This window comes from Streptomyces glomeratus (assembly GCF_021462825.1).
GTDB lineage: Bacteria > Actinomycetota > Actinomycetes > Streptomycetales > Streptomycetaceae > Streptomyces > Streptomyces glomeratus.
Map to the genome: position 1 here is coordinate 204,523 of NZ_JAKEEB010000010.1, position 15,793 is coordinate 220,315.

Annotated in this window: 11 protein-coding genes; all 11 read left to right on the forward strand. The window is 69.5% G+C overall.

The window, feature by feature from the left end; all coding sequences use genetic code 11:
• Positions 1 to 49: 49 nt before the first annotated feature.
• The 11 genes from LZ604_RS15345 (at position 50) to LZ604_RS15395 (ending at position 15,777) form a co-directional block, all read left to right on the forward strand.
• Positions 50 to 2,674: a valine--tRNA ligase gene (locus LZ604_RS15345; protein WP_234515648.1), complete on the forward strand. Its 2,625-nt coding sequence runs from the start codon at positions 50 to 52 to the stop codon at positions 2,672 to 2,674.
• An 82-nt stretch (positions 2,675 to 2,756) separates the two neighbouring features.
• Positions 2,757 to 4,265: a bifunctional tetrahydrofolate synthase/dihydrofolate synthase gene (gene folC, locus LZ604_RS15350; RefSeq protein ID WP_234515649.1), complete on the forward strand. Its 1,509-nt coding sequence runs from the start codon at positions 2,757 to 2,759 to the stop codon at positions 4,263 to 4,265.
• Positions 4,266 to 4,272: 7 nt separating this feature from the next.
• Positions 4,273 to 4,632, forward strand: a complete 360-nt coding sequence (locus LZ604_RS15355) for a DUF4233 domain-containing protein (protein WP_234515650.1) — start codon at positions 4,273 to 4,275, stop codon at positions 4,630 to 4,632.
• 100 nt (positions 4,633 to 4,732) lie between these two features.
• On the forward strand, positions 4,733 to 5,146 hold the full coding sequence (gene ndk / locus LZ604_RS15360; protein ID WP_234515651.1) for a nucleoside-diphosphate kinase: 414 nt from the start codon (positions 4,733 to 4,735) through the stop codon (positions 5,144 to 5,146).
• A 362-nt stretch (positions 5,147 to 5,508) separates the two neighbouring features.
• Positions 5,509 to 6,528 carry a rod shape-determining protein gene (locus LZ604_RS15365; RefSeq protein ID WP_234515679.1) on the forward strand — a complete coding sequence of 340 codons (1,020 nt, stop codon included), beginning with the start codon at positions 5,509 to 5,511 and terminating at the stop codon, positions 6,526 to 6,528.
• A gap of 139 nt (positions 6,529 to 6,667) precedes the next feature.
• A complete protein-coding gene (mreC, locus tag LZ604_RS15370; RefSeq protein ID WP_234515652.1) occupies positions 6,668 to 7,630 on the forward strand; it encodes a rod shape-determining protein MreC in 963 nt (320 codons plus the stop codon).
• 24 nt (positions 7,631 to 7,654) lie between these two features.
• On the forward strand, positions 7,655 to 8,323 hold the full coding sequence (gene mreD / locus LZ604_RS15375) for a rod shape-determining protein MreD (protein WP_234515653.1): 669 nt from the start codon (positions 7,655 to 7,657) through the stop codon (positions 8,321 to 8,323).
• 138 nt (positions 8,324 to 8,461) lie between these two features.
• Positions 8,462 to 10,714, forward strand: a complete 2,253-nt coding sequence (mrdA, locus tag LZ604_RS15380) for a penicillin-binding protein 2 (RefSeq protein WP_234515654.1) — start codon at positions 8,462 to 8,464, stop codon at positions 10,712 to 10,714.
• A complete protein-coding gene (rodA, locus tag LZ604_RS15385) occupies positions 10,711 to 11,910 on the forward strand; it encodes a rod shape-determining protein RodA (protein WP_234515655.1) in 1,200 nt (399 codons plus the stop codon). The genes mrdA and rodA overlap by 4 nt, the downstream gene beginning before the upstream one ends.
• A gap of 124 nt (positions 11,911 to 12,034) precedes the next feature.
• Positions 12,035 to 13,573: a CYTH and CHAD domain-containing protein gene (locus tag LZ604_RS15390; RefSeq protein WP_234515656.1), complete on the forward strand. Its 1,539-nt coding sequence runs from the start codon at positions 12,035 to 12,037 to the stop codon at positions 13,571 to 13,573.
• Between the two features lie 233 nt (positions 13,574 to 13,806).
• Positions 13,807 to 15,777: a TIGR03960 family B12-binding radical SAM protein gene (locus LZ604_RS15395; protein WP_234515657.1), complete on the forward strand. Its 1,971-nt coding sequence runs from the start codon at positions 13,807 to 13,809 to the stop codon at positions 15,775 to 15,777.
• Positions 15,778 to 15,793: the final 16 nt, after the last annotated feature.

Genomic DNA, 15,793 nt, shown 5'->3' on the forward strand with positions numbered 1-15,793 from the left:
CGAAGAATCGCGTTTCGGGACGGGGTCGTGACACCTCTAAACTGACCCCGTGACCGAGAACGCTCAGCAGCAGCCATCAGCGCCCGACACCGAACTGCCGACCCAGTACGCGCCGGCCGATGTAGAGGGGCCGCTGTACGAGCGCTGGGTAGAGCGCGGTTACTTCGAGGCGGACGAGAAGAGTGACAAGCCGCCCTACACCATCGTCATCCCGCCGCCGAACGTCACCGGCAGCCTGCACCTCGGGCACGCGTTCGAGCACACCCTCATCGACGCCCTGACCCGCCGCAAGCGCATGCAGGGCTACGAGACGCTGTGGCAGCCCGGCATGGACCACGCCGGCATCGCCACGCAGAACGTCGTGGAGCGGGAACTCGGCAAGGAGGGCAAGTCGCGCCACGACCTCGGGCGCGAGGCCTTCGTCGAGCGCGTCTGGCAGTGGAAGGCCGAGTCCGGCGGGCAGATCTCCGGGCAGATGCGGCGCCTCGGGGACGGTGTCGCCTGGTCCCGTGAGCGCTTCACCATGGACGAGGGGCTCTCCCAGGCCGTCCAGACCATCTTCAAGCGGCTCTACGACGACGAGCTGATCTACCGAGCCGAGCGCATCATCAACTGGTGCCCGCGCTGCCTCACCGCGATCTCCGACATCGAGGTGGAGTACCAGGACGACGACGGCGAACTGGTCTCCATGAAGTACGGCGAGGGGGACGAAACCATCGTCGTCGCCACGACCCGTGCCGAGACCATGCTCGGTGACACCGCCGTGGCCGTCCACCCGGAGGACGAGCGGTACAAGCACCTGGTCGGCAAGCTCATCAGGCTGCCGCTGACCGACCGCTCCATCCCCGTCGTCGCGGACGAGCACGTCGACCCCGAGTTCGGCACCGGCGCGGTCAAGGTGACCCCGGCCCACGACCCGAACGACTTCGAGATCGGCCAGCGCCACGACCTGCCCGCCATCACCGTGATGGACGAGCACGCGGTCATCACCGTCCACGGCCCCTTCCAGGGCCTGGACCGCTTCGAGGCCCGGTCCGCCATCGTCGCCGCCCTGCGCGCCGAGGGCCGGATCGTCGCCGAGAAGCGGCCCTACATCCACTCGGTCGGCCACTGCTCGCGCTGCAAGACCACCATCGAGCCCAGGCTCTCCATGCAGTGGTGGGTCAAGGTCGGCCCGCTCGCCAAGGCCGCCGGTGACGCGGTCCGCGACGGCAAGGTCAAGATCCATCCGCAGGAGATGGAGAAGCGGTACTTCGACTGGGTCGACAACCTCCACGACTGGTGCATCTCCCGGCAGTTGTGGTGGGGCCACCGCATCCCGGTCTGGTACGGGCCGGGCGGCGAGGTCGTCTGCGTCGGTCCGGACGAGGAGCCGCCGAGCGGCGAGGGCTGGCACCAGGACACCGACGTCCTCGACACCTGGTTCTCCTCCGGCCTGTGGCCGTTCTCCACGCTGGGATGGCCCGAGCGGACCGAGAGCCTCGCGAAGTTCTACCCGAACTCCGTCCTGGTCACCGGCTACGACATCCTCTTCTTCTGGGTCGCTCGGATGATGATGTTCGGCCTGTACGCGATGGACGGCACCCCGCCGTTCCACACCATCGCCCTGCACGGCATGGTCCGCGACCAGTTCGGCAAGAAGATGTCGAAGTCCTTCGGCAACGCGGTCAACCCGCTGGACTGGATGGACAAGTACGGGTCGGACGCGCTCCGGTTCACCCTGGCCCGCGGTGCGAACCCGGGTGTCGACGTCCCGATCGGCGAGGACTGGGTCCAGGGCTCCCGCAACTTCGCCAACAAGATCTGGAACGCCACACGGTTCGCGCTGATGAACGGTGCGACGGTCGAGGGCCCGCTGCCGGACGCCGCGAAGATGTCGGCCACGGACCGCTGGATCCTGTCCCGCCTCAACTCCGTGGTCGCCGAGGTCGACGCGCTCTACGACGACTTCCAGTTCGCCAAGCTGTCCGACGCCCTCTTCCACTTCGCCTGGGACGAGGTCTTCGACTGGTACGTCGAGCTGTCCAAGACGACGTTCCAGGCGGGCGGCGAGCCGGCCGAGGTCAGCAAGCGCGTCCTGGGCGAAGTCCTCGACGTCACGCTGAAGCTGCTGCACCCGGTCGTCCCGTTCGTCACGGAGACGCTGTGGACCACCCTCACGGGCGGCGAGTCGGTCGTCATCGCCGAGTGGCCCACCGACAGCGGCTTCCGTGACGCTGCCGCCGAGCGGGAGATCGGCACCCTGCAGTCGGTCATCACCGAGGTCCGCCGCTTCCGCGCCGACCAGGGCCTCCAGCCCGGCCAGCGCGTCCCGGCCCGCCTCACACTGGACGGCACGGCCCTGGCTCCGCACGAGGCCGCCATCCGCCAGCTCCTGCGCCTCCAGCCGGAGGGCGACACCTTCACGGCCACGGCGACCCTGCCGGTCGCCGGCGCCACGGTCGCGCTGGACCTGTCCGGCACGATCGACGTGGCGGCGGAGCGCAAGCGGCTGGCCAAGGATCTCGCGGCGGCGGAGAAGGAGAGGTCCCAGGCCACCGCCAAGCTCGGCAACGAGGCGTTCCTGGCGAAGGCCCCGGACCACGTCGTGGAGAAGATCCGCACCCGGCTCGCCAAGGCGGAGGACGACATCGCACGGATCCAGGCCCAGCTGGACCGGCTCCCCGCCGCCTAGCCGCCCGACGGCGACCGAAGGCCCCCGGCACCGCCCGGGGGCCTTCGCCGCGCTCGTCACCCGTCCTCCGTAGACTGGCCTCGTGAGTGACCTGCCCCAGCGTGACCCCAATGAGAGCGATCCCTTCGAAGAGATCGTCGCGGCCGAGACGGACCGGGATCCCGATCTCGCGGTGATCGAGGCCGGCAGCCGCACCCTCCGCACCCACGGCGGCCCGTCGCATGACGAAGTTCCCGCCCGTCCGGACGACCCCGCGCTCGACCAGGCCCTGCGCGAGGTCGAGGCCGAGCTGGCCACCCGCTGGGGCGAGACCAAGCTGGAGCCGTCCGTCGCCCGGATCTCGGCCCTCATGGACGTCCTGGGGGAGCCGCAGCGCTCGTACCCGTCCATCCACATCACGGGCACCAACGGCAAGACCTCCACCGCCCGCATGATCGAGGCCCTCCTCGGCGCCTTCGAACTGCGCACCGGCCGGTACACCAGCCCGCACGTCCAGTCGATCACCGAGCGGATCAGCCTCGACGGCGCCCCCGTCTCAGCCGAGCGGTTCATCGAGACGTACCGCGACATCAGGCCGTACATCGAGATGGTCGACTCCTCGCAGGAGTACCGGCTTTCCTTCTTCGAGGTCCTCACGGGCATGGCGTACGCGGCGTTCGCGGACGCGCCCGTCGACGTGGCCGTCGTCGAGGTCGGCATGGGCGGCAGCTGGGACGCCACCAACGTCATCGACGCGGACGTCGCCGTCATCACCCCCATCGACCTGGACCACACCGACCGGCTCGGCGGCACGCCCGCGGAGATCGCCCAGGAGAAGGCCGGCATCGTCAAGCAGGGTTCGACCGTCATCCTGGCCCAGCAGCCGGTCGACGCGGCTCAGGTGCTGCTGAAGAAGGCCGTGGAGGCCGACGCGACCGTGGCCCGCGAGGGCCTGGAGTTCGGGGTCGTCGCGCGGCAGGTGGCGGTCGGCGGCCAGCTCCTGACGCTGCGCGGCCTCGGCGGCGAGTACGACGAGGTGTACCTGCCGCTGCACGGCGCCTACCAGGCCCACAACGCCGCCGTGGCGCTCGCCGCCGTCGAGGCGTTCTTCGGCGTGGGCTCCCAGCGCCCCGAGCGGCTGGACGCCGACACCGTCCGCAAGGCGTTCGCATCGGTGTCGTCCCCGGGCCGTCTGGAGGTCGTACGCCGCTCCCCGACCGTCGTCCTGGACGCCGCGCACAATCCGGCGGGCGCCCGCGCCACCGCCGAGGCGGTGAGCGAGGCGTTCGACTTCAGCCGGCTGATCGGGGTCGTCGGCGCGAGCGCCGACAAGAACGTCCGGGGCCTGCTGGAGGCGTTCGAGCCGATCTTCGCCGAGGTCGTGATCACGCAGAACTCCAGCCACCGGGCGATGGACGCCGACGAGCTGGCCGCGATCGCCGTGGAGATCTTCGGCGAGGAGCGCGTCCAGGTCGAGCCTCGACTGCCCGACGCGCTCGAGGCCGCGATCACCCTCGCCGAGGAGGAGGGGGAGTACGCGGGCGCAGGCGTGCTCGTCACCGGCTCCGTCATCACCGTCGGCGAGGCCCGACTGCTTCTGGGGAAGGGCTGACTCTCCCGTGCGTACGCTGTGTGCTTCGACCCTGATCGGCGAGTTCTTCGTCATCGGCTTCGCGGGTCTGGTCGCCATGAAGGACCCGAATCTGTCCACCACCACGGTCTGGACCGTCAGCGGCATCGCGATGGCGCTGAGCATCCTGCTGTGCGGCCTGATCACCCGCCCCGGCGGGGTCCAGCTGGGCTGGGCCCTGCAGATCGCGCTGATCGCCTCCGGCTTCATCGTGCCGGCGATGTACTTCATGGGCGCGATCTTCGCGGCGCTGTGGTGGGCGTCGGTGCACTACGGAAGAAAGATCGACGAGGCCAAGGCCCGCTTCGCGGCGCTGCAGGACAACGAGGGCAGCCCGGCAGCCTCCTAGCTCCGGAGTGGCAGGGCCCCGACCTGACGCTGCGTAACGGTCGCACCAACCCGCCCTGTACCCTCTACGCACCGCACCACCTTGATGAAGGAGCCCTCTCGTGACCTCGCGCACTCTCGTCCTCCTCAAGCCCGACGCCGTCCGTCGAGGGCTGATCGGCGAGATCATCAGCCGCATCGAGCGCAAGGCCGGCTGGACCATCAGCGCGCTGGAGCTGCGCACCCTGGACCAGGACACGCTGGAGCAGCACTACGGCGAGCACAAGGGCAAGCCCTTCTACGAGCCGCTGGTGGAGTTCATGGCCTCCGGTCCGGTCGTCGCGCTCGTCGTGGAGGGTGAGCGGGTCATCGAGGGGATGCGCGCGCTCGCCGGGCCGACCGACCCGATCGCCGCCGCGCCCGGTTCCATCCGCGGAGACTACGGCGTGATCGTCCGCGAGAACCTCGTGCACGCCTCCGACTCCGCGGAGTCCGCGGAGCGCGAGCTGAAGATCTTCTTCCCCGGCCGGTTCTGAGCCCCCCGGACGCTTCCCGGCGTCCGGATGATGAACTTTCGATCCCGCAATGTGAACAATCTCTGAGGGTTTTTCACGTCACTCGGACGCATGACCAAGGGCGGCCGTGGAAACCGGTCGAACGAACCCGGTCGCTCCCTGGCATATGCGTGCCGATCGGGGGAACGGCTACCCCCGAACGCCCGTCTCCAGGAGCGAGACGGCGCGTCATCTGCTGACAATGGCGAAGACCCTCGCGCAGTGTTCCGTGCGGGCGAGACTACGATGTAAGCCTTCACGTCACAGCACCCACTTCGCCGCCCCGACAAAAGCCGTCACACGCTCGACTTGGGAAGGCCAGACGAATCCTGATGGGGAACTCAATGTCGTTCATCGGCCGTGACATGGCTGTCGACCTCGGGACCGCCAACACGCTGGTGTACGTCAGGGGCCGTGGGATCGTGCTCAACGAGCCGTCGGTCGTCGCGATCAACACCAACACCGGGGGCATCCTCGCGGTCGGTGCGGAAGCCAAGAAGATGATCGGCCGGACCCCGGGCAACATCGTCGCCGTGCGCCCGCTCAAGGACGGCGTCATCGCCGACTTCGAGATCACCGAGCGGATGCTCCGCTACTTCATCCTGAAGATCCACAAGCGGCGGTATCTGGCGCGCCCGCGGGTCGTGGTCTGTGTGCCCTCGGGTATCACGGGCGTTGAGCGCCGCGCGGTCATCGAGGCGTCCTCCCAGGCCGGCGCTCGCCAGGTGCACATCATCGAAGAGCCCATGGCGGCCGCCATCGGCTCGGGGCTGCCGGTCCACGAGGCCACGGGCAACATGGTGGTGGACATCGGCGGCGGCACCACGGAGGTCGCGGTCATCTCGCTCGGCGGCATCGTCACCGCCCAGTCCATCCGCGTCGCCGGCGACGAACTCGACAATGCGATCATCCAGTACGTCAAGAAGGAGTACTCCCTCCTCCTCGGCGAGCGGACGGCCGAGCAGATCAAGATCACGATCGGTTCGGCGTACGACCTCGACGCCGACGAGCACACCGAAATCCGAGGCCGGGACCTGGTCTCAGGGCTGCCCAAGACCGTGGTCATCTCGGCGGCCGAGGTCCGCAAGGCCATCGAGGAACCGGTCAACGCCATCGTGGACGCGGTCAAGACGACCCTTGACAAGTGCCCGCCGGAGCTGTCCGGCGACGTCATGGACCGCGGCATCGTCCTCACCGGCGGCGGCGCCCTGCTGCGCGGCCTCGACGAGCGGCTGCGCCGGGAGACCGGCATGCCGATCCATATCGCCGAGGACCCGCTGGACAGCGTGGCGCTCGGCTCGGGCAAGTGTGTCGAGGAGTTCGAGGCGCTCCAGCAGGTGCTGGACGCCCAGCCCCGCAGATGAGGCGACGCGCCGATTCCGCCGTACGAGACGATCTCCTCTCGTGCGGCGGATCGTTGATATAGAGGCATAAGCCCCTATCACCACCCATAACCACCCGGATCCGTTACACATTCCGACGAGGAAGGCACGGCCGCCGCACGTGAGGGACACACGAGAGAGCCGGCTGCTCCTGGTGCTGCTGATCGCCATCGCGTTCGCACTGATCACGGTGGACATCCGTGGCGGCCAGGACTCACCGGTCGAAGGTGCCCGCCAAGCCGCCGCCACGGTCTTCGGCCCGATCGAGAACGGGGTGTCGTCCGCCGTCGACCCCGTCGGCAACGCGGTCGCGGCCGTACGCGACTCCGGCAGGCGGCACGACCGCATCGCCCAACTCGAGCGCACGAACGCCGCGTTGAAGGCGAAGCTGGGCAGCGACGACCGCAACCGCAGCCGCCTCAAGCAGCTCGACAACATGATCCGGGTGGCGGGCGAGGGACAGTACGGGATCAAGGGTGCCGAAGTCATCGCGATAGGAGCGGCCCAGGGCTTCTCCTGGACGGTCACCATCGACGTGGGCGCGAAGGACGGCATCAAGCGCGACATGACCGTCCTCAACGGTGACGGACTGGTCGGCCGCATCACCACCGTCGGCCCCGACACCTCCACCGTGCTGCTGGCCAACGACCCGGACTTCACCGTGGGCACCCGTATGGAAGGCAGTGACGAACTCGGGTTCGCCGCCGGGCAGGGCGACCGCCCGCTGCGCGTGCAGCTCCTCAACGGCAAGGCCGCCGTGAAGAAGGGCGACCGCCTCGTCACCTTCGGCTCCCAGGCCGACAAGCCCTTCGTGCCGGGTGTCCCGGTCGGCGTGGTCTCCCGTGTCGACCCGTCCGGCGGCGGTCTGACCCGCACCGTCTACGTGAAGCCGTTCGTGTCCTTCAGCAGCCTCGACATCGTCGGGGTCGTCGTCCAGGCGCCGAAGAAGGACCCGCGCGACACCGTCCTGCCCCAGAAACCCCAGCCGACGCCCACCCCGACCGTGACCGTCACCGTCACGCCCTCGGCGTTCGCCGACAACCAGGCCTCCGAGGAGGACCTGGCGTCCGAGGACGACGAGTAGCAGACGCCCTAGGAGCCGAACCAGATGCGCCTCAACCGGATGCTGCTCTCCACCGCCCTGGTGGTCGTCGCCCTGGTGATCCAGGTGAGCGTCCTCGCCCGCCTCCATCTGCCCGGTGCCGTCCCGGACCTGGTGCTCCTGACCGTCGTCGGCCTCGCCATGGTCTACGGCCACGTCGGCGGATGTCTCATCGGCTTCGGCGCCGGTCTGCTCTCCGACCTCGCCCCGCCCGCCGACCACGCCGCGGGCCGCTACGCCCTCGTCCTGTGCGTCATCGGCTACCTCGCCGGGCTCGCCCGGCCCGAGAACGGCCGACTGAAGTCCGCCAGCGGCCCGATGGCCGTGGTGGCCGCCGCCGCCGTCGGCTCCACCCTGCTGTACGCGGGTGTGGGCGCCCTCGTCGGCGACACCGCCGCCCGCCATGTCGGCCTCACCAGCCTGCTGGTCACGGCCGCCGTGTACGACCTGCTGCTCGCGCCCTTCGTGGTGCCCGGGATGATGGCGCTGGCCCGCCGGATCGACAACGACCCGCTCGCCGAGGCCGGCTCCGCCAAGGCCGCCGACGTCTCCCCCGGTTGGCTCTCCTCGGGTACCGGACTGCGCATCGGCAGCCAGCGCGGGGTGCTGCGGGTCAGGGCGGCCAAGGCCCGGATGGCCCGGGCGGGACGCATCAAGGGGGTCAAGCGACTGTGACGCCCACAGAGTTGGCGGCCTGGTGGGACAGGCCGGCCGTGTACTCGTACAACACATATGTGCAGGCAAAGGCGGCGGCGGTAGTGACCCACACCCCCCCGTCCCCCGTGACCACCCTCGACCAAGCGGGCTTCGCCGATGACTAACATCCCCGAGACCGGACGGACGCCCCGCGTCCAGATCCGGCTGGTCATCATCCAGATCCTCGTCCTCTCCCTTCTCGGCACCCTCGGCGCCCGCCTCTGGTACCTCCAGGTCCGCAACGGCGCCGAATACGCCAAGGAGGCCTCCGGCAACCACGTCCAGCAGGTCGTCCAGCCCGCCGTGCGCGGCGAGATCCTGGACGCCAGGGGTGTCCCGATCGCCGACAACGAGACCCGGCTGGTGGTCTCCGCCTCCCGCACCGACCTGCTGAAGATGAAGGACGACGGCAAGGCGGTTCTGACCAAGCTGGCCGGCGTCCTGGGCATGAAGCCGCAGGACGTCATGGGCAAGGTCCGCCTGTGTGACGCCAAGACGCCGCAGCCCTGCTGGAACGGCTCCCCGTACCAGCCGATCCCCATCACCGACGAGGCCACGCCCCGCCAGGCCCTCCAGATCCGCGAGCGCTCCGAGGACTTCCCCGGCATCACCGCCGAACCCGAGGCCGTGCGCCGCTACCCGGCCCCCGGAGATGCCAACACCGCCCAGGTCCTCGGCTACCTCTCGCCCGTCACCGACGACGAGATCCAGAAGGCCAAGGACACCGATTCGCCCTATCTGCGCTCCGACATGGTCGGCCGCTCCGGACTCGAGCGCCAGTACGACAAGGTGCTGCGCGGCAAGGCCGGCGTCACCCGCTACGAGGTCGACAACCTCGGCCGCGTCCTCGGCAAGGCCAAGAGCGACTCCGCCGAGCCCGGCTCCAACCTGGTCACCAGCATCGACGCGCGCGTCCAGCGAGTCGCCGAGTACGAGCTGGACACGGCGATGAAGACCGCCCGCAACCAGTTCGACAAGATCACCGGCGAGAAGTACAAGGCCGACTCCGGCGCCGTCATCGTGATGGAGGCCAAGACCGGCCGGATCGTCGCCATGGCGTCCGCCCCGACCTACGACCCCAACGTCTGGGTCGGCGGCATCTCCGCCAAGGACTACCAGCAGCTCACCGGCAAGGACTCCGACTACCCGCTGCTCAACCGGGCCATCCAGGGCCAGTCGGCGCCCGGCTCCACCTTCAAGGTGGTCTCCACCGCCGCCGCCATCCAGGCCGGCTACGACTTCGACGGCCACTACCCGTGCACCAGTTCGTACTCGGTCGGCGGACAGGTCTTCAAGAACTTCGAGGGAGAGAACTTCGGCCCGATCTCGCTCGGCCGCGCCCTCGAGGTCTCCTGCGACACCGTCTTCTACGGTCTCGCGGACAACGAGTGGAAGAAGGACGGGGGCATCAACCCCAAGAAGGGGCAGCCCAAGGACTGGTTCTTCAAGACCGCTCACCAGTTCGGCCTCGGCAAGCCCACCGGCATCGACCTGCCCAACGAGGTCTCCGGCCGCGTCCCCGACCGCCAGTGGAAGCAGGACTACTGGAAGGCCAACAAGGACGCCTGGTGCAAGACCGGCAAGAAGGACGGCGACTACGTCGCGAGGATCGCGTACGAGAACTGCCTCGAGGGCAACAAGATGCGCGAGGGTGACGAGATCAACTACTCCATCGGCCAGGGCGACACGCTCCTGACGCCGATACAGGAGGCCACCATCTACGGTGCGATCTCCAACGGCGGCACGCTGTGGAACCCGACCATCGGCAAGGCGATCATCAGCCCCGACGGCAAGAGCGTGACCGAGATCAAGCCCAAGTCGCACGGCAGGCTGCCGATCGACGCCAAGACCCGGGACGTCATGGACGAGGCGCTCGCGGGCGTCGTCACCCGCGGTACCGCCGCCTGGAAGTTCGGCGGCTGGCCGCAGGACAAGATCCCGCTGCACGCCAAGACCGGTACCGCCGAGGTCTACGGCAAGCAGACCACGTCATGGCTGGCCACCTACTCCAAGGACTACGCCGTCGTCATGACCATCGCTCAGGCCGGTACGGGTTCCGGCGCCTCCGGTGAAGCCGTGCACCACATCTACGACGCCCTCTACGGCGTCCAGAAGGACGGCTCGATCGACAAGGGCAAGGCGCTGCTCCCCACCCCGCAGCAGGGCCTGCCCAAGATCCGCCCCGACGGTTCGATCGAGGCCCAGAAGATCCAGAAGTACGACCCCAACGCCGACCAGGCGACCGGCCAGGACCAGCAGGGGACCCCCACCGACAACCCGTCGGCCACCGTGCCGTCGCCCACCGCGAGCAACCGCCGCACCACCCGGCGCTCGGCCCGCCCGGAGAAGAGGCGGAGGATCCTCGCATGACCGGAGCGAACAACTTCTCCGTCTCCGGGTACGGCCCCGACCGGGCGGGCTGGACGCGGATCTTCGCCCGCGACGGCCTGGCCCGCCGGCTCGACTGGCCGATACTGCTGTCGGCCACGGCCCTGTCCCTGATCGGCACCGCCCTGGTCTACTCGGCGACCCGCAACCGCACCGAGATCAACCAGGGCGACCCGTACTACTTCCTGATCCGCCACCTGATGAACACCGGCATCGGGTTCGCGCTGATGATCGGCACGATCTGGCTCGGCCACCGCACCCTGCGCACGGCCGTGCCGATCCTGTACGGCATCTCGGTCTTCCTGGTCCTGCTGGTGCTCACCCCGCTCGGCGCGACGGTCAACGGTGCGCACGCCTGGATCGTCTTCGGCGGCGGCTTCTCCCTCCAGCCCTCCGAGTTCGTGAAGATCACGATCATTCTGGGCATGGCCATGCTGCTCGCCGCCCGGGTCGACGCGGGCGACAAGCCCCACCCCGACCACCGGACCGTGGCCCAGTCCCTGGGTCTGGCCGCCGTCCCGATGCTGATCGTGATGCTGATGCCCGACCTCGGCTCGGTCATGGTCATGGTGATCATCGTGCTGGGCGTGCTGCTGGCCTCCGGCGCCTCCAACCGCTGGGTGTTCGGTCTCATCGGCGCGGGCGCCGTGGGTGCGCTCGCCATATGGCAGCTGCACATCCTGGACCAGTACCAGATCAACCGCTTCGCCGCCTTCGCCAACCCCAACCTCGACCCCGCGGGCGTCGGCTACAACACCAACCAGGCCCGTATCGCGATCGGATCCGGCGGACTCACCGGCGCGGGACTCTTCCACGGCTCGCAGACCACCGGCCAGTTCGTCCCCGAACAGCAGACCGACTTCGTCTTCACGGTCGCGGGCGAGGAGCTGGGCTTCGTCGGCGCCGGCCTGATCATCGTGCTGCTCGGAGTCGTCCTGTGGCGGGCCTGCCGGATCGCCCGGGAGACGACCGAGCTGTACGGCACGATCGTCGCCGCGGGCATCATCGCCTGGTTCGCCTTCCAGTCCTTCGAGAACATCGGCATGACCCTGGGCATCATGCCGGTCGCGGGCCTGCCTCTGCCGTTCGTCTCGTACGGCGGCTCCTCCATGTTCGCCGTCTGGCTGGCGGTGGGACTGCTGCAGTCGATCCGGTTGCAACGGCCGGTGTCCGCGTAGACGTCAAAGGAGGGGGCGGAGGTCGTTACCGGCCGAAAGGCCGGGGCGTTCGGCGGAGGAGCGCATTCCAGACGAACGCCGGCGGACTCTGCCCTGGCGGCCCGTTTGCCACTAGATTCAGTTCATGGCGGACACAAAACGCGAAATCGAGCGCAAGTACGAGGCCGCGACCGGTGACGCACTGCCCGACCTGACCGCCGTCGGCGGTGTCTCGGCCGTCATCGACAAGGGCGTCGCCGAACTCGACGCCACCTACTACGACACGGCCGACGCACGACTGGCCGACGCCTCACTGACACTGCGCCGCCGCACCGGCGGTGCCGACGCCGGCTGGCACCTCAAGCTTCCCGTCGCCGAAGGCGTCCGCGACGAGGTCCGCGCCCCGCTCTCCGACACCGTCCCCCCATACCTGTCCAGCCTCGTCCGCTCCCGGGTCCGGGACGCCGAACTCGTCCCCGTCGTCCGGCTCCGCTCCTCGCGCGACGTCCGCCACCTCGTCGACGCCGACGGCACTCTGCTCGCCGAGGTCAGCCTCGACCGGGTGCACGCCGAGCGGCTCAGCGGCGGCGCGGGCACCGCCGACTGGACCGAGATCGAGGTCGAACTCGCGGACGACCAAGACCCCGCCTTCCTCGACAAGGTCGACAAGAAGCTCCGCAAAGCGGGCGTGAGCCGCTCCTCGGCCCCGTCCAAACTGGCCAGGGCGCTGGAGGAGACCGCCGGCCGCCCCGAGCCCACCGCGACCGGCGGGCGGCAGCCACCGCCCGCCCCGGCCGGTCCCCGACGGCCACCGGCCACAGCGGGCGGCCACGTCCTCGCCTACGTCCGTGCCCAGCGCGACGCCATCGTCGCCCTCGACCCCGCGGTGCGCCGGGACGTCCACGACTCCGTGCACTCCATGCGCGTCGCCACCCGCCGGCTACGCAGCACCTTCCGCTCGTTCGGCAAGGTCCTCGACCGCCGGGTCACCGACCCGATCGCCGACGAGCTGAAGTGGCTGGCCGGCGAGCTGGGCGTCGACCGCGACCGGGAGGTCCTCACCGAGCACCTGACGAACGCCGTGTCCGAACTGCCCCGCCCCCTGATCTCAGGCCCCGTCCGCAACCGCCTGCGCACCTGGTCCGACGCCCGGCACGACGGCTCCCGTCGCCGTCTGATCAGCGTCCTCGACGGCGAGCGCTATCTGAGCCTGCTGAACGCGCTCGACACCCTGATCGCCGACCCACCCCTGCTGAAGGCCGCCGCCAAGGACCCGGCGAAGGCGATCGCCAAGGCCGTACGCAAGGATTTCCGCAAGGTCGCCGACCTGGTCGGCCGGGCCCTCGACCTGCCCCCGGGCAGCGACCGCGACATCGCGATCCACGAGGCACGCAAGAAGGCCAAGCGCACCCGGTACGCGGCCGAGGCCGCCGCACCGGCGCTGGGCAGGCCCGCCGAGGCCCTGGTCAGGTCGATGAAGTCGCTCCAGACCCTGCTCGGCGACCACCAGGACAGCGTGATGGCCCGCGAGGCCCTGCTGGAACTCTCGGCCCGGGCACACGCGGCGGGGGAGAGCACCTTCACCTACGGCGTTCTGTACGGGCGGGAGGAACAGCGAGCGGCGGCCGCGGAGGCGGCACTGCCGCAGCTGTGGCAGACGGTGCGGGCCGAGATGGCCGTCTGAACGGGCGGCCGAGGGCCGGACGGCAGGAGGCGCTCGGCGGCCGGGCCGGGAGCGGACGCCGGCCGAGCAGGAAGCGGACGGCGGCCGGGCAGGAAGCGGACGGCCGGGAGCCGGGCCACCGGGCCGGGCGCCCGGCTCCGTCCCGGACCTCTGGGCGTCCGAGGACCGGCCGGGGGCGCGTTAGGCTTGATGGTCACCCCTATCCGTTCCCTCCAGCCCACGAAAGTCGCGAGATGTCTGCCGAAGCCGCCGTATCGGTGTTCCCGCAGCTCGAAGCTCTGCTCCCGCACGTGCAGAAGCCGATCCAGTACGTCGGCGGTGAGCTGAACTCCACCGTCAAGCCGTGGGACTCCTGTGACGTCCGCTGGGCGCTCATGTATCCCGACGCCTACGAGGTCGGTCTGCCCAACCAGGGCGTCATGATCCTCTACGAGGTCCTGAACGAGCAGGAGGGCGTCCTCGCCGAGCGCACCTACAGCGTGTGGCCGGACCTGGAGGCCCTGATGCGGGAGCACGGCGTCCCGCAGTTCACGGTGGACAGCCACCGCCCGGTGAAGGCCTTCGACGTCTTCGGCCTGTCCTTCTCCACCGAGCTGGGCTACACGAACATGCTGACGGCCCTGGACCTGGCGGACATCCCGCTGGAGTCCAAGGACCGCACCGTCGACGACCCGATCGTGGTGGCCGGCGGCCACGCGGCCTTCAACCCCGAGCCGATCGCCGACTTCATCGACTGCGCGGTGATCGGCGACGGCGAACAGGCCGTCCTGGAGGTCACCAGGCTGATCCGCGCCTGGAAGGCGGAGGGCCGTCCGGGCGGACGCGAGGAGCTCCTCTTCCGTCTGGCGAAGACCGGCGGGGTCTACGTACCGGCCTTCTACGACGTCGAGTACCTCCCCGACGGCCGTATCGGCCGCGTCGTCCCCAACAGGTCGGGCGTCCCGTGGCGCGTGTCGAAGCACACGGTCATGGACCTCGACGAGTGGCCGTACCCCAAGCAGCCCCTCGTCCCGCTGGCGGAGACGGTCCACGAACGCATGTCCGTCGAGATCTTCCGCGGCTGCACCCGCGGCTGCCGCTTCTGCCAGGCGGGCATGATCACCCGCCCGGTCCGCGAGCGCTCGATCACCGGCATCGGCGAGATGGTCGACAAGGGCCTGAAGGCGACGGGCTTCGAGGAGGTCGGCCTGCTCTCCCTCTCCTCCGCGGACCACTCCGAGATCGGTGACATCGCCAAGGGCCTGGCGGACCGCTACGAGGAAGACAAGATCGGCCTGTCTCTCCCCTCCACCCGTGTGGACGCCTTCAACATCGACCTGGCGAACGAGCTGACCCGCAACGGCCGCCGCTCGGGGCTCACCTTCGCCCCCGAGGGCGGCTCCGAGCGCATCCGCAAGGTCATCAACAAGATGGTCTCGGAAGAGGACCTGATCAGGACGGTCGCCACGGCGTACGGCAACGGCTGGCGCCAGGTGAAGCTGTACTTCATGTGCGGCCTGCCGACGGAGACCGACGAGGACGTCCTCCAGATCGCCGACATGGCCACGCACGTGATCCGGAAGGGCCGCGAGGTCTCCGGCTCGAACGACATCCGCTGCACGGTCTCGATCGGCGGCTTCGTCCCCAAGCCCCACACCCCCTTCCAGTGGGCCCCGCAGCTCTCGGCGGAGGAGACGGACGCGCGTCTGGAGAAGCTCCGCGACAAGATCCGCGGCGACAAGAAGTACGGCCGGTCGATCGGTTTCCGCTATCACGACGGCAAGCCTGGCATCGTCGAGGGACTCCTCTCCCGCGGCGACCGCCGTATCGGCGCGGTGATCCGCGCGGTCTACGAGGACGGCGGCCGCTTCGACGGCTGGCGCGAGCACTTCTCGTACGACCGCTGGATGGCCTGCGCGGACAAGGCGCTGGCTCCCTTCGGCGTGGACGTCGACTGGTACACCACCCGCGAGCGCACCTACGAGGAGGTCCTCCCCTGGGACCACCTCGACTCGGGCCTCGACAAGGACTGGCTCTGGGAGGACTGGCAGGACGCCCTCGACGAGACGGAGGTCGAGGACTGCCGCTGGACGCCGTGCTTCGACTGCGGCGTGTGCCCGCAGATGGACACGGCCATCCAAATCGGCCCGACCGGCAAGAAGTTGCTGCCTCTGACGGTCAAGAACGCCGGTCCGACGCCCGCAGCGAGTGGTCACGCGCACTGATGTGAGTGAGGCACTC

Coding starts and splice junctions, on each gene's coding strand:
- LZ604_RS15365 (WP_234515679.1), top strand. CDS start 5,509: ATGTCGTTCATCGGCCGTGACATGGCTGTCGACCTCGGGACCGCCAAC.
- mreD (WP_234515653.1), top strand. CDS start 7,655: ATGCGCCTCAACCGGATGCTGCTCTCCACCGCCCTGGTGGTCGTCGCC.
- mrdA (WP_234515654.1), top strand. CDS start 8,462: ATGACTAACATCCCCGAGACCGGACGGACGCCCCGCGTCCAGATCCGG.
- rodA (WP_234515655.1), top strand. CDS start 10,711: ATGACCGGAGCGAACAACTTCTCCGTCTCCGGGTACGGCCCCGACCGG.
- LZ604_RS15390 (WP_234515656.1), top strand. CDS start 12,035: ATGGCGGACACAAAACGCGAAATCGAGCGCAAGTACGAGGCCGCGACC.
- LZ604_RS15395 (WP_234515657.1), top strand. CDS start 13,807: ATGTCTGCCGAAGCCGCCGTATCGGTGTTCCCGCAGCTCGAAGCTCTG.